22 protein-coding genes and 2 pseudogenes are annotated in these 26176 nt (G+C 63.5%); 10 read left to right on the top strand and 14 right to left on the bottom strand.

All coding sequences use genetic code 11. The features are described 5' to 3' along the window. Both ABIA90_RS19635 and ABIA90_RS19630 read right to left on the bottom strand, forming a co-directional pair. Positions 1–2631 carry a spermidine synthase gene (locus ABIA90_RS19635; protein WP_354117720.1) on the bottom strand — a complete coding sequence of 877 codons (2631 nt, stop codon included), beginning with the start codon at positions 2629–2631 and terminating at the stop codon, positions 1–3. A gap of 100 nt (positions 2632–2731) precedes the next feature. Beyond that, positions 2732–4899 (bottom strand): annotated as a pseudogene (locus ABIA90_RS19630) (TonB-dependent receptor). Positions 4900–5227: 328 nt separating this feature from the next. On the opposite strand from ABIA90_RS19630, the gene ABIA90_RS19625 reads away from it, so the two are divergent. Together ABIA90_RS19625 and ABIA90_RS19620 are read left to right on the top strand one after the other, a co-directional pair. Beyond that, a complete protein-coding gene (locus tag ABIA90_RS19625) occupies positions 5228–5896 on the top strand; it encodes a hypothetical protein (RefSeq protein WP_354117721.1) in 669 nt (222 codons plus the stop codon). A 1198-nt stretch (positions 5897–7094) separates the two neighbouring features. Then, positions 7095–7307, top strand: a pseudogene (locus tag ABIA90_RS19620) (tRNA-dihydrouridine synthase); the annotation flags it as partial. Positions 7308–7655: 348 nt separating this feature from the next. Here ABIA90_RS19620 and ABIA90_RS19615 read toward each other — a convergent pair. The 9 genes from ABIA90_RS19615 to ABIA90_RS19575 are packed head-to-tail and all read right to left on the bottom strand — an operon-like array spanning position 7656 to position 15017. After that, positions 7656–8435 carry an SDR family oxidoreductase gene (locus ABIA90_RS19615; RefSeq protein WP_354117722.1) on the bottom strand — a complete coding sequence of 260 codons (780 nt, stop codon included), beginning with the start codon at positions 8433–8435 and terminating at the stop codon, positions 7656–7658. Between the two features lie 49 nt (positions 8436–8484). After that, positions 8485–9345, bottom strand: coding sequence for a VOC family protein (locus tag ABIA90_RS19610; protein ID WP_354117723.1), 861 nt, complete (start codon positions 9343–9345; stop codon positions 8485–8487). Next, the gene (locus tag ABIA90_RS19605; RefSeq protein WP_354117724.1) at positions 9342–10250 is read right to left on the bottom strand and encodes a VOC family protein; all 909 of its coding nucleotides are present in this window, start codon (positions 10248–10250) and stop codon (positions 9342–9344) included. Before ABIA90_RS19605 ends, ABIA90_RS19610 begins: the two co-directional genes overlap by 4 nt. Further along, the gene (locus ABIA90_RS19600) at positions 10247–10930 is read right to left on the bottom strand and encodes a TetR/AcrR family transcriptional regulator (protein ID WP_354117725.1); all 684 of its coding nucleotides are present in this window, start codon (positions 10928–10930) and stop codon (positions 10247–10249) included. The genes ABIA90_RS19605 and ABIA90_RS19600 overlap by 4 nt, the downstream gene beginning before the upstream one ends. 1 nt (position 10931) lies before the next feature. Beyond that, positions 10932–11246 (bottom strand): non-heme iron oxygenase ferredoxin subunit, encoded by a 315-nt coding sequence (locus tag ABIA90_RS19595; protein ID WP_354117726.1) that lies wholly within the window; start codon positions 11244–11246, stop codon positions 10932–10934. Positions 11247–11255: 9 nt separating this feature from the next. Then, positions 11256–12017, bottom strand: coding sequence for an SDR family oxidoreductase (locus tag ABIA90_RS19590; protein WP_354117727.1), 762 nt, complete (start codon positions 12015–12017; stop codon positions 11256–11258). 12 nt (positions 12018–12029) lie between these two features. After that, the gene (locus ABIA90_RS19585; RefSeq protein ID WP_354117728.1) at positions 12030–12515 is read right to left on the bottom strand and encodes an aromatic-ring-hydroxylating dioxygenase subunit beta; all 486 of its coding nucleotides are present in this window, start codon (positions 12513–12515) and stop codon (positions 12030–12032) included. Between the two features lie 14 nt (positions 12516–12529). Then, on the bottom strand, positions 12530–13801 hold the full coding sequence (locus ABIA90_RS19580) for an aromatic ring-hydroxylating oxygenase subunit alpha (protein ID WP_354117729.1): 1272 nt from the start codon (positions 13799–13801) through the stop codon (positions 12530–12532). Positions 13802–13823: 22 nt separating this feature from the next. Further along, entirely contained in the window at positions 13824–15017 is a 1194-nt protein-coding gene (locus ABIA90_RS19575; RefSeq protein ID WP_354122471.1) for an NAD(P)/FAD-dependent oxidoreductase, read from the bottom strand. Positions 15018–15215: 198 nt separating this feature from the next. Here ABIA90_RS19575 and ABIA90_RS19570 point away from each other — a divergent pair, with 198 nt between their 5' ends. From ABIA90_RS19570 to ABIA90_RS19560, 3 genes are all read left to right on the top strand, one after another. Beyond that, positions 15216–16199, top strand: coding sequence for an amidohydrolase family protein (locus tag ABIA90_RS19570; protein WP_354117731.1), 984 nt, complete (start codon positions 15216–15218; stop codon positions 16197–16199). Between the two features lie 93 nt (positions 16200–16292). Next, complete coding sequence (locus tag ABIA90_RS19565; RefSeq protein ID WP_354117732.1) at positions 16293–16691, top strand: hypothetical protein; 399 nt, start codon at positions 16293–16295, stop codon at positions 16689–16691. A 172-nt stretch (positions 16692–16863) separates the two neighbouring features. Then, positions 16864–17838, top strand: a complete 975-nt coding sequence (locus tag ABIA90_RS19560; protein WP_354117733.1) for a Bug family tripartite tricarboxylate transporter substrate binding protein — start codon at positions 16864–16866, stop codon at positions 17836–17838. Position 17839: 1 nt separating this feature from the next. Here the strand turns inward: ABIA90_RS19560 and ABIA90_RS19555 are convergent, their stop codons facing one another. Further along, entirely contained in the window at positions 17840–18694 is an 855-nt protein-coding gene (locus ABIA90_RS19555) for a MaoC/PaaZ C-terminal domain-containing protein (RefSeq protein WP_354117734.1), read from the bottom strand. A 227-nt stretch (positions 18695–18921) separates the two neighbouring features. On the opposite strand from ABIA90_RS19555, the gene ABIA90_RS19550 reads away from it, so the two are divergent. Both ABIA90_RS19550 and ABIA90_RS19545 read left to right on the top strand, forming a co-directional pair. After that, positions 18922–20112 (top strand): ABC transporter substrate-binding protein, encoded by a 1191-nt coding sequence (locus ABIA90_RS19550; RefSeq protein WP_354118352.1) that lies wholly within the window; start codon positions 18922–18924, stop codon positions 20110–20112. 14 nt (positions 20113–20126) lie between these two features. Further along, positions 20127–21029 (top strand): SDR family oxidoreductase, encoded by a 903-nt coding sequence (locus ABIA90_RS19545; protein ID WP_354117735.1) that lies wholly within the window; start codon positions 20127–20129, stop codon positions 21027–21029. 46 nt (positions 21030–21075) lie between these two features. Here the strand turns inward: ABIA90_RS19545 and ABIA90_RS19540 are convergent, their stop codons facing one another. Then, on the bottom strand, positions 21076–21600 hold the full coding sequence (locus tag ABIA90_RS19540) for a MarR family winged helix-turn-helix transcriptional regulator (RefSeq protein ID WP_247389993.1): 525 nt from the start codon (positions 21598–21600) through the stop codon (positions 21076–21078). A 235-nt stretch (positions 21601–21835) separates the two neighbouring features. Here ABIA90_RS19540 and ABIA90_RS19535 point away from each other — a divergent pair, with 235 nt between their 5' ends. The 3 genes from ABIA90_RS19535 (at position 21836) to ABIA90_RS19525 (ending at position 25330) form a co-directional block, all read left to right on the top strand. Beyond that, positions 21836–22723: an SDR family oxidoreductase gene (locus ABIA90_RS19535; RefSeq protein WP_354117737.1), complete on the top strand. Its 888-nt coding sequence runs from the start codon at positions 21836–21838 to the stop codon at positions 22721–22723. A 54-nt stretch (positions 22724–22777) separates the two neighbouring features. After that, entirely contained in the window at positions 22778–23578 is an 801-nt protein-coding gene (locus ABIA90_RS19530; protein ID WP_354122466.1) for an enoyl-CoA hydratase/isomerase family protein, read from the top strand. A 126-nt stretch (positions 23579–23704) separates the two neighbouring features. Continuing rightward, the gene (locus ABIA90_RS19525; RefSeq protein WP_354122465.1) at positions 23705–25330 is read left to right on the top strand and encodes an AMP-binding protein; all 1626 of its coding nucleotides are present in this window, start codon (positions 23705–23707) and stop codon (positions 25328–25330) included. Here ABIA90_RS19525 and ABIA90_RS19520 read toward each other — a convergent pair whose 3' ends face one another. Beyond that, a complete protein-coding gene (locus ABIA90_RS19520; RefSeq protein ID WP_354117740.1) occupies positions 25331–26134 on the bottom strand; it encodes an enoyl-CoA hydratase/isomerase family protein in 804 nt (267 codons plus the stop codon). Between the last annotated feature and the right edge of the window lie 42 nt (positions 26135–26176).

The following is a 26176-nucleotide window of genomic DNA, read 5'->3' as shown; positions in this document are numbered from 1 at the left end:
TCACTCGTTCCTGAGGCCGAACTCCCGAAGCAGCAGGTCCCTGGCCTCGCGACGCGACGGCGCGGCGTCGTTGATCTTGCGTAGCAGACGCGCGGCCGCCGCGCGGTCCGAGCCGAGCAGGGACCTTGCCATCCCCATCAGCGGCCCGTAGGCCGGATCGAACTCGGGGCTCAGGCGAAGTGCGTCGATCAGGCCTGGCGAAGCCGCCTCGATCAAGGCGGCGCCGCGGGGATCGCCCGGCAGGGACGCGCCAGCTTCGAGAAAGCGGTTGCGCGCGGCCCAGTAGGCGGAAAGGCGTGCGCCGAGCGTGTCGCGCTCGGCTCCGTCAGCGAGCAGCTCATTCGGATCGGGCCGAATGTCCTTGATGATAGCGAGCAGCAATGACCAGGGCGCTGCATTGAGTGCCCGGACATTGCGCCGCGCATCGAAGGTCACGAACGGATAGTCGTCCGTGTTGCGCGGGCCCTCGCCGGCGAAGGCGGAGAGAGCGCGCGCGCCGCCAAGATACTGACCGAGCAGGTCGATCGGTGCCTCGAATCCGAGCGGGCGAACCGCTGGTGCGATCGCGGGATTGCCAAGCCGCGCCGCCAGTGCCCCGGTATCGAGATGGCGGCCGCCTTGCGTTCCAATGAGCGCAAGCATCGGTGTGCGGACGCTGTAGTGATTGAGCCAGGCCGAACCGTCGGGATAGATGTCGAGAAAGCCGCGGACGATGGCACGCAGCGACGGCAGGTCGAGCTGGTACAGTGGCAGCCACTGGCAGAAGATGCCCCCTGACGCCAGGCGGCGTTTCACAGCGCCGAAATGCTCTACCGTGTAGAGCGCGCCGCTGCCATCGAGCGCGGGATGAAACAGGTCGGCGACGATCACGTCGTGCTGGCCCGTATCGGCGGCGACGTAGCGGCGGGCATCCGCCACGGTCAACCGCGGCGCCGAGGCCGGCGGCGGATCGACGAACCAGGGCAGCAGGTCCACCACTTCCCGCGAGAGCTCGACGCCACGCACGCTCACGCCGGGCATCTGCGTTCCGCCAACCACTGTGGCGCCGGTGCCAATGCCGAGGAACAAGGCGCGCTGCGGGGCTTCGTGGAGCAGCAGCGGCAGCATCGCCTGCCGGTAGTCGGATCGCGTTGAGCTCGTTCCGCCCATCCGGAAATGCCCGTTGACCTCGAGGTAGCGGACGCCGGCGGCATCGTCGACGACGCTGGCCGTCGCCATCGGCCCTTCGCGGACCGCAAGCAGCTTTCCGCCCGATGGCACGCGCGTGAGCGAAGGCGCGGGATTGAGCCACAAGACCAACGCAAGCATCGCAGGTACCGCAGACCACAGCAACGCCGACCGGCCGGGCGGCAGCAGCAGCAAATAGCCGAATGCAACGGCAAGCAGTGCCGTCCACGCGCCAACGCCCGGGATCAGGACTTGCGCCGCCACCAGCGGCGCGATGCAGGCGCCGAGGCTGTTGATGCCGACCGCCGATCCGACAGAGCCGCGCTGATCGCTCACCCTTTGCGCCAGCAGACCGAACAACGCACCCATTGCAGTCGCGGGGACCAGGAAGAGCGAAATCGCCATGACGAGTTCGCCGAAGACGTCCGTAGACGATGCGATCTCGACCATGCGGCCGGCATAGGGTGCAAGCGCTGCGGTCGTGATGCAGGCGAAAGCCGTTGCCGCGAGCAGGCCGCGGAGATTTCCGTCATTCGCCTCTCGCCCGGTCCGCTGCCAGAGCAGGCCGCCCGCCGCGGTGCCGAGCAGATACGCAGCCAGCAATCCGGCGAACGTGTAGACGGTGTCTTCCATCACCTGCGCAGCGAGCCGGACTACGAGGACCTCGAATGCGATTCCGAGCAGGCCTGTGGCAAACAAGGTGATGGTGAGCCTCACGTCCCGAATTCGTTCCGGCTGCGGTCGTTCGGCATCGGCCTTGCGGGTCGATCCGAGCGCGAGCGCGCCGACGGCACAGAACGCGTTGACAGCGGCGAGGCAGAGCAGCGTTCCCGAAAATCCCAGTGCTGGAATCAGAAGAAATGTCGAGACGAGCGTGCCGGCCAAGGCTCCGGCCGTGTTTGCCCCATACACGCCTGCTGTGACGCGCGCCTCGCCGCGCGCTTGCCGCGTCATCCGCTCCAGTGCGGCCAGGGTTCCGCCCATGGCCACCGTCGCCGGAAGCAGCGCGAGAGTCGGCAACGCCAGGCTGCCGACCCAGAGCAGGGCAGGGGATGGTTCGGTGCCGAGCAGAGGGGCGAGCACGCGGCCGGCCGTCGGCAGAAGCCAGACGCTGATCAGGCCCCAGGCCGCAATGACGGCTTCAAGGATCGCATAGACGGCCCATGGCGATTTCGAGCGGCGGATCAGCCGATCAAGCGCGAAGGCGCCGAGAGCCAGGCCGCCGAAAAAGCCGGCAATGACCCCAAGCACCGCCATCATTTCGGTGCCCAGCGCCAGGCTCAGCTGGCGCGTCCACACGATCTCGTAGCCGAGGCCCGCAAAGCCCGACGCCGTCACGATCGGGACCAACGCCCACGTGCGGTTTGCAGGCTGACGTGCGCGCGCAAATACGGCCTCGTCTTGAAGCACGTGCGTGAACCGGTCCGCCGAGGCGATCGCGGTGCTGTCCGGTTCAGATTGCATTCCTGTCACTCCTGCCGCGAAAGCGCGCCTCCGCAGACAGAAGCATCCGCTTCATGTCAAATTTTTTCAGGATTTGTGACGGTCAGCAGTGCAGCTGCGATCAGAATCGTGCCGCCACCGTCAGCCGCACCGCGAGCGGCTCGGCCGGGTGGACATGACGATCGGCGACGCCCTCGATGGGCCCGCCCGGCAATCGCGACAGATAGTAATATTCGATCTGGTTGGTCTGGGCGTTGAAGAGATTGAGCACGTCGAGTTGCACGCGCACGCCGTTGTCGAACCTGTAGCCGGCGCGCGCATTGAATATGAGAGACGACTTCGAGCGGACGCTGTCGTCTTCGATGAGAGGACGCGGACCGAAATAGCGCGCCTTCAGGCTGCCGAACCAGCCGGTGTCGCCGCCGAGCGTGATCGCACTGCTGGCCACCCACGCGGGCGCACCGGGGATGTAGGCCCCCGCCGGGTCGAAATCGGTGAAGCGCGCGTGGGTCTGGGCCACATCGAGATCGATCGTTATCCACGGCAACGGCTTGTACTGGTTCGTCCACTCGAAGCCGACGCGGCGGCTGGGCCGGCTCGGCTCGGTGGTGCCGGCGTCGCCGACGAACAGCAGCTCGGAGTCGAAATCGAGCACGAACACGGCGAGCGAGCTGGTGAGACCCTCGATCACCTTGGTGCGGATGCCGAGCTCGGCGCCGCGCGAGCGCACCAGCAGGGGCACGCGGTCGAGCGCGGTCGTCTTGTCGTTGGGATCGACGGTGATCGTCGCGCCGCGGATGTCGTTGCTGTGCAGGCCGTATTGCCGTAGAACTCGGTCTTATACCAGGGGCCGAGCACGAGGCCGGCCTTGGGGCTCGCCATCGACGCCTGGGCGTTGCCCGAATTCTCCGGCGTATCGCTGAAGACGTGTCCGGCGAAAAAATCCTCGCGGATGCCGACCGTGGTGTGCAACCAGTCGTTCCAGTGCGTGGTCGTATCGGTCCAGAGGCCGACATTGCCCTCCTGCACGCGGTCATCGCGCACGGTCGAAAGCCATGCGCGCTGCTCAGTCTTGAACAGCCCGACATGGATGTCGTCGTAACGGCTCTGCACACCGACGCGGGTTTGCGATTCAAAACTGGCGAAACGCCAGTCGAACGTGTGCCGCGCATCGAAGCCGCCCAGCGTGCGGCCGTCGAGCTGACTGAACTGGTCACCATTGAGCGGGTTGTCGAGAAAATAGGTGAAATTGTTGAAGAGCCGCAGGTCGGAACGCACGACATAGGCGCTGACATTGGTCTGTCCGTAGGCGCTCGATTGCGCCCAACTGCCCGACAGGCTGAAACGGCTGGATGTGCCGCCATCGGTCGGATCGAGCGAGCCGAGACGGTTGATGATACCCTGGTCTATCGCGCGCTGCGGCACCTGATCGGTCGAATTCCAGCTGTTGGAATAAGCCATCGCCGTGAGGGTCAGGCCGTCAGTCCCGGTACCCTGGCTGTAGCGCAGCACGCCGTTCAGCTTGCGAACGTCGTCCGGCACGTCCCACGGACCATCATATTTGTTCGCTTCGATTGCCGCGAGCAGCGTGCCGGCCCCCACGGCGGTCGATCCCGCCGCCAGTGCGCGGCGATAGCCGAAGCTGCCGAAGGTCATCTCCGCGATGTTGTGCGGCAGCTTGTTGACGTAGTCGATCGCCACGGCGCCGGCGGATGCGAAGTCGCCCTGGTCGGCGAAGTACGGTCCCTTGCGGACGTTGACCGACTGGATGAGCTCGGGGATCAGGAAATTGATGTCGGCGTAGCCCTGCCCATGCCCGTGGGTCGGCATGTTGACGGGCATGCCATCGACACTGATCGCGAGATCGGTGCCGTGATCAAGATTGAAGCCGCGCAAGAAATATTGGTTGGCCTTGCCCTCGCCGGAGTGCTGCGTGACGATCAGGCCCGGCACTACTTCCAGCGCCTCGCCCGGCCGCGAAAAGGGGACCGCGTTCACCTCCGTGCCAGTGATGCGTATCGCACTGGCGGCGGTGGGTTGCAAGGCGGGCGAGTCGGCGGACGCCGCGCCGGTTGCACCGCCACTCTCGGTCGGGCTGTCCGTGCGAGCGGCCGCCTGTTTGCTCAGACCGCGGTCTTTCTGCGGTTTTCTGCGGGCGTGCTGTTTGGGGTGTTGAATGTCAGCCGCTGCAACGGTGACCGGCGGGAGTTCGGCGAGCGCGACCGCGTTGCGCTCGTGTGCCGCTGCCGGAAGCGCGCACAGGGCGGACGATGCGGCGGCGGAAAACACCCGCAACAAGGCCCCACGCACTACAACGTCTCCGCATCACAATCACAGCAATGCCACACTTTAGCTGGCGAGTATGACGATGTGGCAACAATATCATACTGGCGCCCGACAGCCATGCCGAGCCGCACAGTGCCGGAATCGCAACAGGCCGTGGAAGCATCAAGGAGGTGACCGTCGCTTCGCACGGCTGTCACATCGGCAACCGATAAGCTTGCTCCCCTCGGCGCCCGTTGCCCGAGCAGTCCCGCTTGCATTGCATACGCGGGCCGCGGCCTTTCTTGACTTGAGAATCTTGCGCGTTGCTATCAACTGGTCGATGACGGGGAACATGAGAGGGCATCAGGCGACGCGGTGGATGTCGGTGCGGCTCGCGCTTGTGCTGGCGCCTTTGCTCAGTGTGTCCGCCTCGACCCCGGCGCTGCCGACGGATTTTTCGGATATCGACGTACCAGGCTTCACCGAGCTCGCGTCCAGCCGCCCGCTCTGGGAGTCTCCCGCAACGTCGGCACCGGAAGTCGATCCCGCGGCGCCATCGCCGCATCCCATCAAGCGGGAGGCGATGCGCGGCAATCCGCTCTGGTCAGTTCCGCTCGCAGCGCTGTCGGATACGTACGAACGGCCGATCTTCTCGGCCTCGCGGCGGCGGCCGCCGCCACCAGTGATTTCAGTATCGGCGCCGAAAGCGCCGCCGATGCCGCCGAGCCCACCGCCGGCCGAGCTGCGGCTTGTGCTGGTCGGAACTGTCGTCGGCAGCGATCAGAGTTTCGGAATTTTTGTCGACGAGACGAGCAAGGCCACGCTACGTCTGAAGCTCGACGGAGACTATCAGGGCTGGCGACTTCGCTCGGTGCATCGCCGCGAGGTGACGATGGTGCGCGGTGAGCTGGCCGAGACGTTGACATTCCCGAAACCGGGTGGGGCCGCGCTCGCAACAGGGCCCGCGCTTGCGGAAAGTGCGGTGAGGCGAGGCAGCTCGCACACGCCTCAGTATGATTGAGTGAGCCGATCCGATTGATGTTGGCGCAGAGGATCGGATGCACAGCGAGCGCAAGCTGTCAGAATCGGATCCCCAGAACGATTTTCCAAAAATGAAGCTACGACAAAGGCGAAGAGACCCGCTGCGGGGGGATCAAGGGGTAGGTCGGGGCCGCTCTGCCAGCTCTGGCAGCGAGCCAGCGACGACTCAAATATTCGCCGCCGTAGTGGTTCCTTTTCAAAACTCAAGCCGGCGCTGTCCGTATTTAACCCAGTGTCCGAAGCTGATTTTGACGGGGCCTAACATGGTAGAGGGCAAGCCAGCGGGGAAGGGCGATCGCATGACCCGCGCGGGCAACAGGAAGGCTGAGACTTTGATCAACAGTGCTGAGTGCCAAGAACATGCTGACCACTACAAGAGACTTTCTGGCGCGGGCGGCATTTCCAAGGATCGCGCCGCCGTCCTGAAAAACATTGCCCGAAGCTATGTGGGTTTGGCCGGCCAACTCGATAGACTGGCGTCCCTCGCGAGGAAAGAGCAGAGGTAGGCAGCCTCAGCTGGCGGCCTCATTTGAGTTTCCTGCGAAGCTTTCGAGGGCTGGCGGGCCTAGCACTCCCGGCGCTCTAATCCGCAATTGGATCGGCAGCCGGGAGCATTGGGGCTGGATTGCATGCCCGTGCCATGTTCGCCCTCTCACGGCAATGCTCGAACTTCGCGCGCCGGTATTCTTACGGAATCCATTTTCGGAACGGGGTGTTCTATTAAAAGAACACCGGCGAGATTTGAGCACCAAGATTTTTTGTTGTTCCGGGAATGCCGCAGTGGGGGCTGGAACCACGCTGCGGCTTTTCCCATTCGGGCATACTGGTCCCAGCGAGCGTTCCGCCACACGAACACTAACCTTTGACGCCTGCGGTAGCCTGCCTCATAACTGTCACATGAAGAAAGGCGACGTGACGTGCCCAGATTGTTCGGCGGGATATCGCTGGATCGAACTTGAATCCCGCAAGGGCAACGCCGGGCACTACAAGTGCCTGATCTGTGAGCGCGTCCTAGAGGTCTTCGACGGCTCCCGGGAGATTGCCTATCGGCTCACCGTACAGCCGTCCGACTTGCATCCTGTGAGAGAGTAAGGCCGCCTCGGTTAGCGGCCGCTTATTGGTCCCTCTTCAGCTTGCGACGCCCCAGTGGGGCTCTTGCCTTTCGGGTTAAGCTCCGGGGCGCCTGTTTGATGGCAGAACCGGAGCTGGTGGCGGAGTGCGTCGATGCGATGAAGTGCGCGGTCGCCATTCCTGTCACCGTTAAGTGTCGCATCGGCATCGACGACCAAGATCCAAACGTGTCGCTCGACACGCTCGCGCGCGCCGTCGTAGCTGCTGGCTGCGATGCACTGATCGTGCATGCTCGCAAGGCCTGGCTCAACGGCCTAACCGCTCAGCCGCTTAATGAGTACACAGCCTAGCTAAAGCAGACCGGAAACCGCAGCCGGGCGGCTCAGGCGAAGGCCTAGGCTATTCGGACGGCGCGCGAAAAGTATTGCGTTTCAAGCAGCGCATTCGACACGATTTGTCCGAATAAGCACTGAAACTATTGGGTTGTGCTAACCCTTCCAAGCTGAATACGAGGGTTCGATTCCCTTCACCCGCTCCAATTTTCCACGATTTCCTGCGCTGATCTACGATCTGGCGTGATCGCGCTCGCTTCGATGGTCGCGCCTGGGCTTGGTCGTCCGTCGGCAATGGAGAACTATGCAGCGGCGAGGTCCCCCGTTTGAGAAGGATCAGAACGTGCCGGGGTAGGCGCCACCGTCGATCAGGATGTTCTGTCCGGTGATATAGCCTGCGTGTTTCGAGCATAGAAATGCGCAAGTCGCGCCGAACTCGTCCGGATGGCCGAAGCGCTTGGCCGGATTGCTGGTCCTGACCTCCTCCGTTACGTCCGTCACGCCGCGTGATGAATTCTTGGCGAGCGCCGCGAGGTTGGATTTCAGCCGGTCGGTATCGAAGGTACCGGGCAGGAGATTGTTGACGGTCACGTTGTGCTCGGCGACGGAACGCGCGAACCCTGCGACAAAACCCGTCAGCCCGGTACGGGCACCGTTCGACAGCGCCAGCATTGCAACCGGCGCTTTCACTGCGTGCGATGTGATGTTCACGATACGACCGAACTTGCGCGCGATCATGCCGTCGATTGTGGCTTTGATCAGCGCGATCGGAGCCAGCATGTTGCCGTCGATCGCCTTGATCCAATCGTCGCGGTCAAAGTTTCTGAAATCACCCGGCGGTGGTCCGCCGGCGTTGGTAATGAGAATGTCGGGATCGGGGCACGCGGAGAGAATGAGCTGGCGCCCCTCGCTATTCGTGACGTCGGCCACGACCGTTCGAGGCCGGTTGGCCGTTGCCGATTCGATCTCATCGGCCGCGTTTTCAAGAACGTCGCGCCGTCGGGCCACGATGACGAGTTCGACGCCTTCACGCGCCAGAGCCATGGCGGAAGCCTTGCCCAGACCTTGACTGGCCGCGCACACGATGGCCCTGCGGCCCCTCAATCCCAGATCCATAGTCCCTCGTGAATCACGACTTCGCCGCCGCCGGTTCTCTTGATCCCGTCTATTTGCCTGGCAGGCTCATGCCGGCCGGTTTGGAGCCCCACATGCAGAAGCTCGTCGGCTCGAAGCCGAACTGCCGGGGGCGGTGCGTCGCTTCGTCCTCGACCTCGTCGACACCGACGGAATATTCGAAGATCATGCCGTCCGGCCCTTTGAAATAGAGGAACCGGGCCCCCGATGTCGGATGCCGCCCGGGACCGAACACGATCGGCACGCGTCTGTCGTTCAGGAAATAGTAGGAGCGCAGCACGTCATCGTTGCTGTCGACCTGATGATTGATGTGCTGAATGCCTGACTGTGGCGCGCGCACCAGTGCGATCGTGTGATGAATGGCATTGACGCGCATCAGGGGAATGTCGCCGATGCGGTCGCTTACGCGTGCATTGCAGACCTGGGTCCAGAACCGCTCGTCGCGGGCCGGGTCGGTCGAATTCAGGCCGATATGGCTGAAGCCGGTGATTCCGGCGTCACGGCTGGCGAAATAGCGCCGTCCATTGCGCTCCGGCCGCACCACCAATTCGATGTGATTGCCGGTCGGGTCGCGAAAGCTGATGAAGGCCTTGACCTTGCGCTGCTCGGCCTCCTGCGCAGTGCCCCCGTGGACGGCGTGACCAAGCGATTCCAGCGTCGCCGCTGCGTCTTGCAGGCTGGCTTCATCCTCCACTTCGAAACCGACGGTCTGCTCGCGTGGATCGCCTTCCGAATAGCACAGCGTATGCGCACGATCGTCGGACCGGAGATACAGGGCTTTCTCGCCTCGCTCGGTGATCTGGAGGCCAAGGCAGGCGGTGGCGAAGCTCTCCGCTTGCTCCAGATCGGGTGAACCGAGGCGGACGTAGCTTACATCCTTCAGCTGGATCATGCGTTTCTCCCGTTCGGCTCGGTCTGCGCGCTCAGTTCGGGCACGCCCTTGCTTTCGCTGCCCCAATTGCAAAGCGACGTGGCGGCAAGGGGAAATTGCCGGGCGAGATGCGGCTTGTCGCCGACCTCGCTCATGCCATGGACGTAGGACAGGATCAGTCCCTCCGGGCCTTCGACGTGCAGAAAGATCTGACGTGAGGCCGACTGGCGGCCGGGCCCTTGCACGATCTTCACCTGGCTGCCCTGCATGAAGTAGCTGTTCTGCATGATCTGATCGAACCCCTCGACCTCGAAGGCGGCGTAGAGCAGGCCGTTCCGACGCGACGGATAGAGCGCAACGCGATGATGCAGATTGTCGATGCGGAGGTAGGCAATGTCTCCGACCCAGTCGGTCACCGCAGCGTCGAGCAGACGCCAGAATGCGAGATCGCGGACGTGATCGGTGCTGCGCAACCCAATGCCTTGAAACTGCACGATGCCGGCATCCCGGGGCGGAAAGTAACGCCGGCCGCTGCGGGTGGGGCGGGTCACGAGATCGATGTGGTTTCCGGATGCGTCGTTCGCCAGCAGAGCGGATTGCACATATCGCCGTCGGCATTCGTCCGGGCTCGCCGACCTTGCTGGAAATCCCTGCTGGCGCAGCCGGTCGCCGATCTCTTGCAGCGCGGCGTCATCCCAGACCTCGATGCCGATGCTCGCGCCGTCGTCCTGATCGCGGCTGAGGCTCACGGTACGGAAGCGATCGTCCGAGCGGAACGCGAGCTCACCGCCCTGATCGGCGACCTGCTCGAGGCCAAAGATGTCGGACAAGAAGCGGGCGCATGTTTGCGGCTCGGTGACCGCCTGACGGATGTAGCAGACCGATGCCAGCAGCGGGTTGGTCCGGTTCATGACGTTCTTGCTCATCGCAGCCGACCTCGTTTCTGCTCGATTTCGAGGAAGGCCTTGATCATGCGCCGCCACAGCCCGAACAGCTGATCGAACCACTTGGGATCATTGTCCCAGAGCGTGCGCAGCGCCATGCCGCGGACGACGCCGAGCGTGAGCGCGACGATATCGGCTGCAACCGCGTTCGGGACACCGCTTGCGGCCAATGCCTCGGCCCAGGCCGCCTCGACCGGACGGCGCGCCTTGCGCGAGATGTCGAGGATCTTCTTGCGCACGGCCTGGTCGGTTGAGGTCGACAGCACGATGTCGATCGCCACCAGGAAGTGTTCGCTGAAGAAGAACTCCTTGGCATCCTCGATCACGGCCTCGATCAGGTCGCGCGGGCGATTGACGGCGGCCGCGCGGCGGCGGCTGACGATTTGCGCCTGTTCGAAGACGTATTCGAGTGTGGCGACGACGAGCTCGTCCTTAGTCGGGAAATGATGCAGCTGGGCGCCGCGGGAGACGCCGGCTTCGCTGGCTACTTCAGCGGTGCGAAACCGCGCATAGCCGCGGCGCCGGATCAGGTTGGCCGCGGCCTTCAGAATGCGCAGGCGGGTCTCGGCTGTCCGCTCCGCCTGCGTGCGCCGGCGCGGCGGCGCCAGCGATCGGCGCGCGGATTTGAGTGGGGTGGGCGAACGGTTGGGGAGGGGCGGCATGTCAGACCTCAATCCGGACGTTCCCGTCGACCACCGTGACGGGATAGGTCTTCAAGGCAATCTCGCAGGGCATGCCGGTGGGCTCGCCGGTGGTGACGTCGAACGTTCCGAAGTGGAACGTGCACTCCACGATCTTGCCGTTGATGATGCCTTCCTCCGCCAGCGACGCCTCGCCATGCGTGCACATGTCGGCCGTGGCGTAGATGGTGCCGGCCACGCGATAAAGCGCGACATTGGTGCCGTCGGGCAGGGGCGCCTGCTTGATTTCACCCTCGACGACCTCGTCGGCAGTGCAAAGAATGACCGTTTGAGCCATGAGCAAGACCTAGAGCATGGTGCTGCCGCCGTTGACGCTGATGACCTGGCCGGTCACGAACGACGCTTCGGCGGAGGCGAGGTAGGAGACCATCGAGGCGACTTCCTCCATCTCGGCCGGACGGCCCATGGGGATGACGCTGACGAATTTCGCGGCAAGCGCTGGGTCGCTCTTGGTGATCGCAACCATCTGCGGCGTGTTCACCGCGCAGGGAGCCACCGTGTTCACGGTGATGCCATCCTTGGCGAACTCGCGCGCCATGCCGGTGGTGAGACCATGCACGCCGCCCTTGGCGGCGTTGTAGGCGGCATGATCCCACAGCCCGCTGCGCACTGAATCGGCGCCGAGATGGACGATGCGGCCGTAGCCCTGCTTGCGCATCACGGGCACCGCGTACCAGGAGCACCACAGCACGGTCCACAGATTGCGGTCGATCGTGGTCTTGAGCGTCTCCGGCGTGTGTTCGGCGAACGGCTTGATGATGCCGCCGCCGGCGTTGTTGACGAGGATATCGAGGTGGCCGAACCGTTCGGAGGCCAGCTTGATGGTCTTTTCGGCGACGCCCTGTTCGGAGAGATCGCCGGCCTGGGTCGCAACCTCCGCGTCGAATTGGCTGGTGAGATGCGCCGCGGCGTGCTTCAACCCGGCCTCGTCAAGGTCGGCGAGGACCAGCCTAGCTCCGTCCATCGCCAATCGCTCCGCAATCGCAAGGCCGATGCCCTTTGCGGCACCGGTGACCACGGCAACATTGTTCCTGAGCTTCTTGTCCACGATCGGCGTTCCCTACAGGATGATGCTGACGCGCCCCTGCGTGCGCAGTCCGTCGCTGTCGAGCAAGCATCGCTTTTCCTTGATCCGCAGCCGGCCGTTTTCCGCAACCAGCCGATAGCGGTTGCTGCCGAAATAGGTGTCGGTGATGCCGTCCTTGGTGCGATAGGTGATGAAGGCTGTGGCGACTTCCATTTCACTGTCGCTACGGCCCCGGATCCGCACATTGCTGACGAGATGTCTGGTGCGCGAATGCGGGAATTCGGCATGCGCGGTGCGCTTCATCAACCGCTTGACGCGCTCGCTGAGGCGGAAGCGGTCGTCAGCGACATAGAACAGGTTCTTGTCGGGCGAGGAATCGGCGGGAACGTCGGTCGACGGCACGTAGTAGATCGCATCGTCCGTGAACAGCTCGAGCCATTCCGGCAAGCGCCACTCGTCGAGCAGCTCGGCCTCAGCAAACAGGAAGTCCTCGACATCGGCACGTGAGATATTCTGCATGTGCGCCTCCTGTCTCACACCGACGCCGCGAAGATGTGCCTATTCCAGTTCGACCAGAACGCCCGCATCTGTAACTCGTCATCATAGGCCGGCGTTTCCTTGCCCATGCCCTTGGAGATGTCGTTCCATTGCGCCTCGGTGGCGTTACGGAAGCCGCGTTGGCACTGTTCGAGCGCCTCGACATCATCGGGGGTAGCGAAACCGCCGGGACCCAGAAATTCCAGGAAGTTGAACAGGCGGTATTTGCGTGCCCAATCGGTCTCCTCCCTGGGTGCCAGTGCCCAGGCGCTGACCGTCATGAAATCCGGCGCCTGCGGATAATAGGTGCGGATCGTCACCGCCATGATGTCGTTGACGACGAGGTTGGGGAAGACAAACAGGTTGCGATTGTAGAGCGCGATCCGTTTGGCGCGCTCCTCGCCGTAGCGGGTGATCAGGCCCTGGTAAAGCCGGTCGATCTCACGCTTGCCGTCGTCGCCCCACATCGGGACCCATTGTGCTACGGGACGTCCCCACGGCGCCTTGTACTCCAGCACGGCATGTCCACGGCCGAGATCGCGCGCGGCGCCTTCCAGCGGCACCGGCGCCAGCCCGCCATTGGTGGCCTTCAGGTAATCGAAGTAGGTCGCGTGCGTGGTGAGCGCGTGATAGCCGTCGATCGAGTTCTCGGTAAGAAGCTTCCAGTTGGCGCGCATGGAATACTCTTGCGTGCCGCCAACGATGGTCATCCCCATCTCGGCCTGGTCGGCGATGATGTCCAGATATTCCTTCACGGCGCCAAGATAGCTGTCGAGCGTCTCGGCATTCTTGTCGAAGCAGACGAAGCAGAAGTCGCGAAAGGTTTCGAACCGTGGCACCTGCTGCATGTTGGACGTGCCGCGCTCCTTGAAGTCGGGCGCGTAGGAGGCCTCGCCCGGCTGGCTGCGCAGCGCACCGTCCAGGCCGAACACCCATCCGTGATAGAAGCACTGGAACGACTTTGCGTTGCCGTGCTTCTCGCGGCAGACCTGAGCGCCGCGATGCGAACAGGTGTTGAACATGGCGCGCAAGGTCCCCTTGGCATCGCGCGCGAACAGGATGCTGCGGCCGCCGACTTGCCGGGTGACGAAGTCGCCGGGCTTGGGCAGTTCGGATGCATGGCCGAGATAGAGCCAGCACTTGTCGAAGATGCGCGCGCGCTCGGCTTCGAGGATGTCGGGATCGACGAAGGCCTGACGCGACACTTTGAAGATCTGCTTGCTCTCGTCGACCATCAGCGCGGTGTTCATTCGTTGGAACGCATTCATCGCAGTCCCTCCCTCGAATTTGTCATTGGGCTTTCAACGCGGCGCGCAGGTCGTAACTGGGCGACTCCAGATAGGCGCGCAGCGGCTTGGCGTTGGCGGCGATGATCCGCCGCAGCATCGCCATATCCTTGGCGGCGTTCACCGCGAGCGCGCCGACCACCTCGGTGCCGCGCATGGCGATGATCGAGAATTTTGCGCTGGCCGGATCGCCACGCGCGATGTGGTCGGCATCGCGCATGTCGCCGACGACCTGGATGTTGAGGTCATACTGGTCGGTCCAGAACCATGGCGGGTCGTTGTAGGCGTTGACCTCACCAATCATGTTGGCCGCCACTGCAATGGCCTGGTTCTGTGCATTCGCCCAGGTCTCGACGCGGATCGCGCGGCCATGGCATCGGCTCCATTGCAGGGCGGCGTCGCCGGCACAGAAGACGTCTGAAACGGCGGTGCGGCCGCAAGCGTCGACCGCAATGCCGTCGACGGTGGGCAGGCCGAGCCGGGCGGCGAGTTCGCTTGACGGGGTGACGCCGATGCCGACCAGCACCAGATCGGCGACGATTTCCGTGCCGTTGCTCAGCTGAACGGAATGGGATGTGCTGCCGGTCACTGTTGCGCTGAACACGAATGCGACGCCGTGGCTGCGGTGCTTGTCCGCGACGAGATCGCTGATCGGCGCCGGGAATGCGCGCGCGAGCAGCCGCGCTTCGCTTTCAATCACTGTGACGTGGCAGCCGCTCTTGGCCGCGGCGCAGGCTGCTTCCAGGCCGATAACACCACCGCCAACGATGACGATGCGCGAGCGCGCCGCGATATGGCGACGAAATTGGAATGCGTCCTCGACGTTGCGGAGATACTGGACGTCAAGTGATGCACCCTCGAGCGCGGCGAGCCGCCGCGGTCTTGTGCCGGTTGCGAGCAGAAACTGGTCAAAAGGAAAGCTCCGGCCGTCGGCGGTGGACACGATGCGGCGACCCGTATCGCAATCGACAGCCGCAGCGCCGGTCTCAAGCCGAATGTCCAGGACGTAGCTCCAGTCCCGAGCCTGCTTGATATAGGCGATCGGCGTGTCCGGGGAGTGCAGCATTGCTTTGGACAGCTCCGGCCGCTCGTAAGGCGGGTGGGGCTCGTCGCCGATCATCGTGATGGCGCCCTTGAAACCGCGCGCCCGCAGCTCTTCCGCGGCACGCGCGCCAGCCTGGCCGGCTCCTGCGATCACGATGTTCTCGATCGTTCGCGCCACGCTTGCTTCGCTCCCTGATGCACTGTCGACGGCGTCTTGTTTGATCGTGCACTAGCATACGAATATAGGATTGCATAGAAAATAAAAACAGTCCAACCTGCTTGTAAGTTGGTCCGACGCCTAGGCTGGGTTCTTGTCGGAGCGTGCGCCGCAAAAAGACATCGAGGAAACGTCTTGGTCGAAGCGATCGACACCCATACCCATTTCGTTCCGCGGCACATCCCGGCGGCGCCGGGTCGCAATCCGCTCTGGCTGTCGATCGAGCACAGGGACACTTCCGCCGCCGTCATGGTCGGCGGCAAGGTATTTCGGATAATCGATTCCCGCAGCTGGGATGCGCGCCGTCGGCTTGACGATATGGCGCTCGACGACGTCGACGTGCAGGTTGTCTCACCGATGCCGGAACTGCTGTCGCATTGGTTTCCGCCTGACGACGCTGACGCGCTTTGTCGCTACGTGAATGAGGGGATCGCGACGCTCTGCGCCGATCATCCCCGGCATTTCTTCGGGATCGGGATGGTGCCTATGCAGGATGTTGCGCTTGCGGTGCGTCGCATCGACAGCGTCAAGTCACTCGGCCTGCGCGGTATCGAGATCGGAACGCATATCAACGGCATGGCGCTCGGCGATGCACGCCTGAACGATGTCTATGCGGCGGTGGAGCACGCCGGATTGATACTCATGATCCATCCGCTGCATCCGCTCGGGCTCGATCGGATGGGTGGCCGTCCGGAGCTTGCGGCCGTGGCGGCGTTTCCGCTGGAGACGGCATTCGCCGCGGTGTCGCTGATGACCCATGGCGTGCTCGAGCGCTTTCCGAACCTACGGATACTGCTCAGCCATGGCGGCGGCGCGCTGTCCTGGTTGCTGCCGCGATTGCGTCACGCTTATGCGATGGGCCCGCCGTTGCAGAGTCTGTTCGCAAAGGATCCAACCGAGATCGCCCGATCCTTCTACTACGACACGATCCTGTATGACGGGCCGGCGCTGCAATATCTGGCCGACAAGGTCGGCGAGGACCGGCTCGTCGTCGGGTCGGACTATCCGTTCACGATCAGGCAGGACAAGCCTGCGCAGTTCGCCGAGCAGGCCTTGTCTGTTGGCCGCGAAACTCTTTCCGCCAATGCAAGGCTGCTGTTCGGGCTCGGCCAGGGCTAACGGGAGGGAATATTGGGAAGCTGCTATTCCTACCGCCAGTTCTGCTCGTTCGGGCCGTTGCCGCCGCGCACGCCGGCGCGGCCGGATCCGCAGGTGCCGAAGGACCGCAAGCTCGGCCCTTGCTCGCACGGCAAGATCGGGGCGTTCTATTTCTACGCCGAGGGCTCACAAGATGATCCCGCCTTTGGATTTTGCGAGATCGAGTTGTCGGTTCAGCGCCTGGCCGAGAACAAGGTGCGGCTCGAACTCTATTGCATCGCCGACGGCTACCAGAGCGCACGTGGCGTTGGCGCGCGTCATCCGCTGAAGATCGCAGTGCTTGCCGGCGAGGAAATTGTGGGCACCGCGAGCTGGCATTTCCCGAATGTGATCTCTGGCCATGCCGATCCCATGCATTTTGCGGTGGACCTTGAGATTGACGACGGGCGCTTTGCGCAGATTGATCGTGTCGAGCTGAGCCGGACCAGCGGCGAGTCGGAACCGTACGGATAGGTCACTCTTCAGAGATCACCTGCAACGCGGCGCACCAAGAAGCTGACGCTCAGCCTGCAAACGAATGTTCTCAGGAATAGTAAAGTAGAGTACGATTAGAACAAATCGGGATAGTGGTTCGCGCCGAACCGCAGCGTGGACACGTCAAGCGTCTCGGACTTCAGGAGTATCCATGCGGCTTCGCATTGCAATCGCGGTATGGCTTGTTGCCGCATTGACCGGAACGGTGGTTTGGCAGCAGGCGTTGGCGGAATCCTACCCGTCGCGCCGCATCAACCTGATCGTGCCGTTCCCCGCGGGCAGCGCAACGGACGCCGTAACGCGGCGCCTGGCCGAAAGCATTCGCATCGAGACAGGCGTGACGGTTCTGGTCGAGAACAAGCCCGGCGCCGACGGCAATCTTGCCGCGCTCGCGGTCTTGAAGGCGGAGGCCGACGGCTACACCGTGTTCGTCACCACGAACTCGACCCAGGCGGCCAACATCAACCTGTTCAACGCGATGCCCTACGATCCCAAGGCGGACTTCGCGCCGGTGGCCGGGATCATGACAATTCCGATGATGCTGGCGGTGAAGCCGGAATTCCCGGCGAAGACCGTTGCCGATTTCATCGCCCTGGCGAAGTCGCGGCAAAAGCCGCTTTCGTTCGGCAGCGGCAACACGTCGAGCCGGGGTGCGGCAGAACTGTTTCGTTCCCGCGCCGGCATCGAGATGCAGCATGTTCCGTACCGCGGCATGCCGCAGGCGCTCACGGACGTGCTGGCGGGCGAGGTCGACTGCGTCTTCGCCGATCCCGCCAGTGCGCAGGGGCTGATCCAGGATGGCCGGTTGCGGGTGCTTGCGGTGACGAGCGGCGAGCGGCTTGCGGGCCTGCCTGATGTTCCGACGCTCGCACAGAGCGGCCTGTCCGGGGCGGAGCTGAGCGCCTGGGTGGGAGTCTTCGTGCGGTCCGGGACGCCCTCCGATATCGTGGCGAAGCTCAGTCAAATCGTGCTCGGCTTCGTCAACAACAAGGACACCGCGGCCTATCTGGAGTCCGTGGGCGCCAAGCCGTTTCCGGCCGGCCCGGATGAACTCGGAAAGTTCGAGGAGGCCGACACGCGGCGTTGGGCCGAAATCGTCGAGATTGCGAAGATCGAGAAGAAATAACTCAATCGCGCAAGGCGATCGTACCGCGATCAAGCACGACGACATCGCGTTCGACCACCTGGGACCGGAAACGGATCTGGCCGCCGATGGTGAAGAGCTCCGTGCGGATCGTCTCGCCTGGAAACACCGGACGGCTGAAGCGGACCGACAGCGATCCGAGACGATCGGGCCTGCCATTCGCAAGTGTTGCGAGAACCGCGCGCGTTGCGATGCCGAGCGTGCACAGGCCGTGCAGGATCGGTCGTTCAAAGCCAGCCCTCGCGGCTGCCTCGGGATCAGCATGAATCGGATTGTAGTCGCCGCTCAGCCGGTAGATCAGCGCGCTTTGCGGCAGCGTAGCGATGTCCAGGGTTTGCGAGGGCATTTGTTCGGGCAGGGCGCTGGCCTCGGTTGGAACGCTGCCGAAGCTGCCGCAGCCGCCGTCTCCACGCAGGAACAGTACGCTGCGGATGGTTGCCAGATTCACGCCTGCGATAGCGTCGTTGAGCGTCTTGACGAGGTGAAGAATGGCGCCTTTGCCGGTGCCCTTGTCCGCCACCGCTGCGATCTCGTGTCTGGCCGTGACCGTTCCTTCCGGCGGAATTGGATGATGGATCTCGAAGCTTTGCTCGCCGTGCAGCAGTCTCAGCCAATCGATGCCGAGCTCCGGCCGTTTGGCCCAGAAGCCGGGATGCGCCAGTACGCAACACATCGAAGGCACCGCGTGCAGGTCGCGCTCGTACACGAAATTGAGCTGCGCCGGGTCGAGCGGTTCGGAACCATATCCGAGCCCCAGCGCGTACAGCATCGTGTCACGGCGAGAATAACTATGCGTGACAGGTTCAAAACGGAAATTCTTGACGGCTTCGAGGTTCAAGGCGTCCTCCCTAGCTGGGCTCAGCACGTATGCCGGCGCGACCGTTCACGATTGCGCCAATGGCGGTTGCAAAGATGTTTCATCATATAGTACACAAGTGTACGAAATAGAAGCGGTTGGCGCCGGGTGTGCCGACGGGGAGTGATGCCGTGGTTTGCAGCGCCGGCCGATCGGGCCATTGGACCTCGCGAGGAGTCAGCAGTCGCGGTGTTGCGTGGGCCACCGCGCTGATCCTGGCCGGCGTGCTCGCGACACAAGCTGTGGCCGACGAGAAGAAATACGGCCCGGGCGTCAGTGACACTGAGATCAGGATCGGCAACACGTCGCCCTATAGCGGTCCGGCCTCCGCCTTCAGCATGGTCGCCAAGACCGAGGAGGCTTATTTCCGCAAGATCAATGCGGAAGGTGGCATCAACGGGCGGCGCATTGTCTTCTTGTCCTATGACGACGCCTATTCGCCGCCCAAGACGGTCGAGCAGACGCGGCGGCTGGTCGAGAGCGACGAGGTTCTGCTGGTTTTCAACGCGATGGGCACCGCGGCCAACTCGGCCGTACAAAAATATCTGAACGCCCGGAAAGTGCCGCAGCTTTTCGTATCGAGCGGGGCGGCCAAGTGGAACGATCCGCAGAACTTCCCCTGGACGATGGGATTTACCCCGAGCTACGAAACCGAAGGCTTTATCTACGCCAAATTTGTGCTGGAGCAGCGTCCCGGTGCGAAGGTCGCGATCCTGTTCCAGAACGACGACTTCGGGAAAGATTATCTCAAGGGGATCAAGCGGGGTCTCGGCGACAAGGCCGCGTCAATGATCGTGGCGGAAGAGGCGTTCGACGTGTCGGAGCCGACCATCGACTCCCATCTAATCAAGCTGCGATCGACCGGGGCCGACGTATTGTTCGACATTGCGACGCCGAAATTTGGAGCGCAGGCGATCAAGAAAGTGTCGGAGCTCGGCTGGAAGCCGCTGCACTTTCTCAGCTACGTCTCGGCCTCGATCGGCAGCGTGATCAAGCCCGCAGGATTCGAGAACGCGCAGGGGCTGATCTCGGCGGCCTACTTCAAGGACCCGAACGATCCGGCATGGAAGGACGATACCGGCTTCAAGGATCTCAGCGGATTCCTGGACGGCTATTTTCCCGGTGCTGATCGCAGCGATACGCTGATCGTGAACGGTTACAACACGGCGCAGGCGCTGGTCTATCTGCTGAAGCAATGCGGCGACGATCTCACGCGCGACAGCGTGATGCGGCACGCCGCCGGTCTGAAGGACGTCGAATTGGGAATGCTGCTTCCCGGCATTCGCCTCAACACCTCGCCGGGCGATTTCGCACCGGTCAAGCAATGGCAGTTGATGCGCTTCGAAGGGGCGAATTGGCATTTGTTCGGCGACGTCATGAGCGGCGACGCGAAGAACTAGAGAGGAGACGAGAAATGGGACGACTATGTGCCGGACGGGTCGCGATCGTCACGGGAGGCGGCCGCGGGCTCGGGCGCGAATACGCGTTGATGCTGGCGGAGCAGGGCGCCAAGGTGGTCGTCAACGATCTCGGCAGCACAGCCGCGGGGGAGGGCGCCGATCTTTCACCGGCGCAGCAGGTCGTCGATGACATCAAGCGCGATGGCGGCGAAGCCATCGTGAACGGCAATGACGTCAGCGACTGGGCCGGCGCCAAGGCGCTGATCGACGATGCGATCAACACATTTGGCCGGCTCGACGTCCTCATCAACAACGCCGGCATCCTGCGTGACCGCATGATGGTCAACATGACCGAGGCTGAGTGGGACGCGGTGATCAAGGTACATCTCAAGGGCACCTTCGCGCCGTCGCACCATGCCGCACAATATTGGCGGCAGGAGGCCAAGACGCGCGGTGCGCCGGTCAGCGCCCGCCTGATCAACACCTCGTCGGCTTCCGGGTTGTTCGGCAATGTCGGCCAGAGCAACTACGGAGCCGCCAAGGCGGGCATCGCTGCGTTCACCATCATCAGCGCCACGGAGCTTCGGCAGTATGGCATCACGGTCAACGCGATCGCGCCGCGGGCGCAGACGCGGATGACTGAGGGACTGAGAGAGCGCACCGAGGAGGAGCTCAAGCGACGCAACCCGCGTTGGGTCGCCCCGATCGTGGTCTGGCTCGCCAGCGAGGAGTCACAGGATGTGACCGGCCGTGTATTTGAGGCCGGCGACGGGATTCTCAAGGTTGCCGAAGGTTGGCATGCCGGCCCGGGAATCAACCCGGTCGAAGATCCCAACGAACTCGGCCCTCAGGTCATGGAATTGATGCGGAAAGCTCGCCCCAACGCCGACATATGGGGGCGCGACATCGTCTCATGAGACGTCCACGAACTCCTCCCGGAGCACCTCAGGCGGGTGGCAGGCCTCAGGCCGCCGCCCGCCGCTTTTTCCGGGTCTTGGATGGCTGCGCATCCTCCTCCACGTCCGCTTCGCCGTCTGTCTCCGTGCCGCCCGACATGGCGAGGAGGTTGTGCTTCATGGCGAGCAGCGCGTCGGAGGCCGCTTCGAGTTGCTTCCGGTCGATCCCGTTGACGATCCTGGCGTTGAATTTGTCAGTTTCCTTACGGAGCTTCTCGAGGAAGCCGCGCGCCTGCTTGGTCACATAGACGCGCTTGACCCGCCGATCGACAGGATCGGCCTGGCGTATGACAAAGCCGGACGACTCCAGGCGGTCGATCAGGGCGCCGACGGCGACCTTGCCGACATCGAGCTCGTTGGCGAGCTGCACCTGGGGAAGGCCGTCCTTGCGGGAAATGAACGCCAGTACCCACCATTGCGAGCGGGTGATCCCGAGCGGCGCCAGCGCGCGGTCGAACATCATCCTCCTGAGCCGCGACACGTCGTGGATGAGATATCCAAGACGCAGATCCCAATCGGGCAGTTCAACCATCGATGTTTCCCTTGAGGGCCGAGTCGGGCCGGAGGTGCAACTGATACCATACACCAGCGTATTTTAAAGGGAAGGCCATGAAATGTGCGTGGAAACGGCTTTCCAGCGCCGTGGGCGTCAACCGATTTACAAAAGAAGTACGCTAGTGTATTAAATCGGCCGGGCGCGGTGCTTGTTCGGTCCAGCGGAGACGCGCCGACCGCAATGAAAATCGATCGCAGGAAGGGAGCCGCCCATGTTCGACGCCGCCGTGCTCAAGGGAAAGCGCATCCTGATTACGGGTGGAGGAACCGGCCTCGGCAAGGAGATGGCGATCGGCTTCGCCGCTCATGGTGCCCACGTCTACATCTGCGGACGGCGCAAGGACATCCTCGACCAGGCCGCCCAGGAGATTGGTACGCGAACGGGAACGGGAGGGCAGGCGACCGCGCTGCTCGCCAATGTGCGCGAGCCCGACAGCATCGAAGCGATGATGACCAGCATCTGGGCGGATGGCCCGCTCACGGGCCTCGTCAACAACGCCGGCGCCAATTTCCTGGCGCCGACCGAGACGCTGTCGCCGCGCGGCTATGAGGCGGTGCGCTCGACCGTGATGGACGGCTCGTTCTACACTTCGCTCGCTTGCGGCAAACGGTGGATCGCGGCCGGCCTACCGGGCGTGATCATCAGCAACCTCGTCACCTGGGTGTGGACCGGATCGGCTTTTGTCGTGCCGGCGGCGATGGCGAAGGCGGCGGTCCATGCCATGACGATGTCGCTCGCAGTCGAGTGGGGGCCGAAGAACATTCGCGTCAACGCGATCGCACCCGGACCGTTCCCGACCGAAGGGGCTTGGGACAAGCTAAACCCGCTGGCGGAGACCGGCGTCGGTGCAACGCAGGCCAGCGAGGTACCGCTACGTCGCTTCGGCAAGATGGACGAGCTGCGCAATCTCCTGATCTTCCTGATGTCGGATGGCTGCAGCTACATCACCGGCGATACGATCAGCATCGATGGCGGTCATCATCTGGCCGCGCCCAGCACCTTTGCCGGGCTGTCAAAACTGTCGCCCGCCGACTGGCAGCGCGCCCGCGAGACCATCCAGGCTTCGGTGCAAAAGGAAAAGCAGGCACGGTCGATCTAGGCCTCGGTGGGCGGAAAGATCTGCAAGCGCTTTGTCGTGAAGGGAGGAATGCCGATGGGACTGGCGATATCGACCAAGAGTTTCGAATGCACCATCGACGATGGTCTCGCCCATATCATTCTGGATCAGCCCGCCCGCGGCAATCCAATCGACGGTGTTTTCTGTCGCGAGTTTGGCCTGGCTATCGCGGAATTGAGCGAGCGTGCCGATGTGCGGGCGGTGCTGCTCTCCGCGCGCGGCCGGCTGTTCAGCGTCGGCGGCGACCTGATGTCGCTGGTGAAGCAGGGAGATGCGTTGCCGGGGACGATCAAGGCCTGGACCGCCGACATTCATGTGGCCATCGCAAGGATGGTTCGCATGCGCGCGCCGGTCGTCGCGGCCGTTCACGGCAATGTCGCGGGCGGCAGCGTGTCGCTGATCGCGGCCGCCGACCTCGTGGTGATGGCGGAATCGGCGAGGATCTCGGCGGCGTTCTCCAAAATCGGCTTCAGTCCGGACAGCGGGTCGACCACGACGCTCACACGCCGGATCGGCGTCGCGCGCGCAAGACGATTTTTCCTGCTCGGTGAGACGTTCGATGCCGCGACGGCGCTGTCGCTCGGCCTCGTCGACTTCGTCGTTCCGGATGATGCAGTATCGTCCGAGGCGGCGCGGATCGCCAAGGAACTCGCTGCCGGTCCGACTGAGGCGTTTGGTGCGATCAAGCGGCTGTTCGCCCAGACCAACGATCGATCGTTCGAAAGCCAGCTCGAGGAGGAGGCGCAGACGCTCGCCGCGATTTCGAGAACGGCGGATGCGCGAGAAGGCGTCAGGGCTTTCGTCGAGAAGCGCAAGCCGGTGTTTACCGGGACGTGACGCTCGCGGTGGCGCCGGAGCGACAATCTGACCATTGGCAGCAGATCTTACGCGCCAATAAGGTACACCGAGAAACGAAATTAATCCGGCGCGAAGTCGGAAATGACGACACCGCAGGAGGGAGACATGACCGTGGCCGCCGCCTTACGAGACGCGCCTCACGCCAGCTTTCGTGAAGCCGGCTATTGGCTCGACAAAAGTGTCGATCAGTTGCTGACCGAGGCCGCGGCAAGAGCGCCCGAAAAGGTCGCCATCGTCGCGGACCGGGCGGATCGCGAGCACGCGCCGAGGTTCACTTACGCGGAGCTGGCAAGGCTCGCGGATCGCGCCGCGAGCTCGCTGCTGCGGCTCGGTGTTGGGCGCGGCGACGTCGTCACCGTGCAACTGCCCAATTGGTGGGAATTCGTGGTCACGGCATTCGCTTGCGGCAAGATCGGCGCAGTGATGAACCCAGTGATGCCGATCCTGCGGGAGCGCGAGCTGCTCTACATCCTGAATTTCTGCGAGGCGAAGGTCTTCATCGTGCCGAAGAGCTATCGGGGGTTCGACTATGCCGCGATGGCGCAAGGCATGCGCGCCGATCTGCCCCATCTCAGGCATGTCATCGTCGCCGACGGCGAAGACGAGATCGGCTTTGAGCGGATGCTGCTGTCGTCCGAGCCCGACAAGCTTCCGGCGGGCCTGCGTCCTGACGAGATGGCCGTGCTGATGTTCACCTCAGGTACGACGGGTGAGCCCAAGGGCGTCATGCACACCTCGAATTCGCTGGTTGCCTGCTGCAAAGCACTGTCGGGGCGGTTCGGACTCGATTCGAGCGACGTGCTGCTGGTCGCCTCTCCGGTCGGTCACATGACGGGCTACGCCGCGATCGTGCTGCTCTCGGTCTATCTCGGCGGCACGATGATCCTTCAGGATGTCTGGGAAGCCAAGCGCGGCGTCAACCTGATGGCCCGCGAAGGCGTTACCTATACGGCAGCTTCAACGCCATTCCTCAGCGACATCTGCGATGCCGTCAAGGCCGGAGCCCCCGATCCGAGTAGCCTGCGTTCCTTCCTGTGCGGCGGCGCACCGATCCCGTCCGTCCTGATCGGGCGCGCGGCCGACGAACTCCGCCTCAAAGTCTGCTCGTTGTGGGGCATGACTGAAGTTCTATCCGGCACGCTCACCGAGCCCGCCCGCGCTGCGGAGAAATCAGCACACACGGATGGCCGGGCGCAGGACGGGATGGAAGTCAGGATCGTCGATACCGAGGGACAGCCGGTACCGACAGGAGAGTCGGGGCGACTCCTGGTCCGCGGCGCCCAGATGTTCAAGGGGTACTACAAGCGGCCCGAGTTGCCGACGTTCGACGGCGACGGCTGGTTCGATTCCGGCGATCTCGCCTACATGGACAAGGACGGCTACATCCGTATCTCCGGCCGCGTGAAGGACATTCTGGTCCGGGGCGGGGAGAACGTGCCCGTCGTCGAGATCGAGAACCTGCTCTACAAGCATCCGGCCGTGTCCGCGGTCGCTGTCGTCGGCTTTCCTGATGCCAGGCTCTGCGAGCGCGGCTGTGCCTTCATCGTTCCGCGCGCGGGAAGCACGATCGACCTGGCGGCGGTGCAGAGCTATCTGGGCGAGGCCAGGATGGCCAAGCAGTTCTGGCCCGAGCGGGTCGAAATCGTAGCCGAGTTGCCGCGCACGGCGAGCGGTAAGATCCAGAAGTTCAAATTGCGCGAGTTCGCCGCCGCGTTTGCCGACGCCAAATAGTCATTGGTCGAAATAGGTCGGATCCCGTCGCTCGCGAAACGCGGCGACGGCCTCCGCGTGATCATGGGTCTCAAGCAGGATGACCTGCTGCCGGTCTTCGATCATCAGTGCCGCATCGAGGCTCGGCGCATCGATCAGCGTGTTGAGCGCCTGCTTCGTCATGCGAAGCCCCATGGGGGAGACGCCTAGCATGTCTTCGGCGAACGCAATTCCCTTCGCCAGAAGCTCATCAGCCGGCGTGATGTCGCTGACCAGTCCGATCGCTTTGGCGCGTTCAGCCTTGATGAAGCGCCCCGTGAGCAGAAACTCCGAGGCCACGGACAATCCAACGAGCCGGGGTAGGAGATAGCCCGAGCCCATGTCGCAGCCGCCGACGCCGATGCGGATATAGGCGGCATTCATCCGCGCGTCCGGTGCTGCGAAGCGGACGTCGCAGGCGAGCAGGAAGGAAAAGCCCGCGCCGCAGGCTGCGCCATGCACGAGCCCGACGATCGGCTGGGGACACGACCGCATCAGCCGGATCACGCCGGAGTAGCTTTGCTGCATCTTGAGTTGCCGCTGTGGCCGCCCCTTGCCGGGTGCAGCAAACGCATCCGATCCGAGTTCGGCACCCGCGGAAAATTGAGGCCCGTTGCCGCGCAGGATCACAACGCGCGTGGTCGGCCGATCGTGCAGGTCGGCGAAGTAGGCGGTCAGTTCCGCGATCATGTCCGGGGAGACGGCGTTGAGCTGGGCCGGGCGGTTCAATGTCAGGATATCGATCGCGTCGCGGCTCTCGATCGTGATGGTGTTCGGTTGCGTCACGTTCGCGCTCCCATCGTTCATTGTTCTTGATGGCATATCGTA

Source organism: Bradyrhizobium sp. LA6.8 (assembly GCF_040547935.1).
GTDB classification, from domain to species: domain Bacteria; phylum Pseudomonadota; class Alphaproteobacteria; order Rhizobiales; family Xanthobacteraceae; genus Bradyrhizobium; species Bradyrhizobium barranii.
Note: the sequence above shows the minus strand (reverse complement) of the source record. Positions and strands in the feature narration are given on the sequence as shown.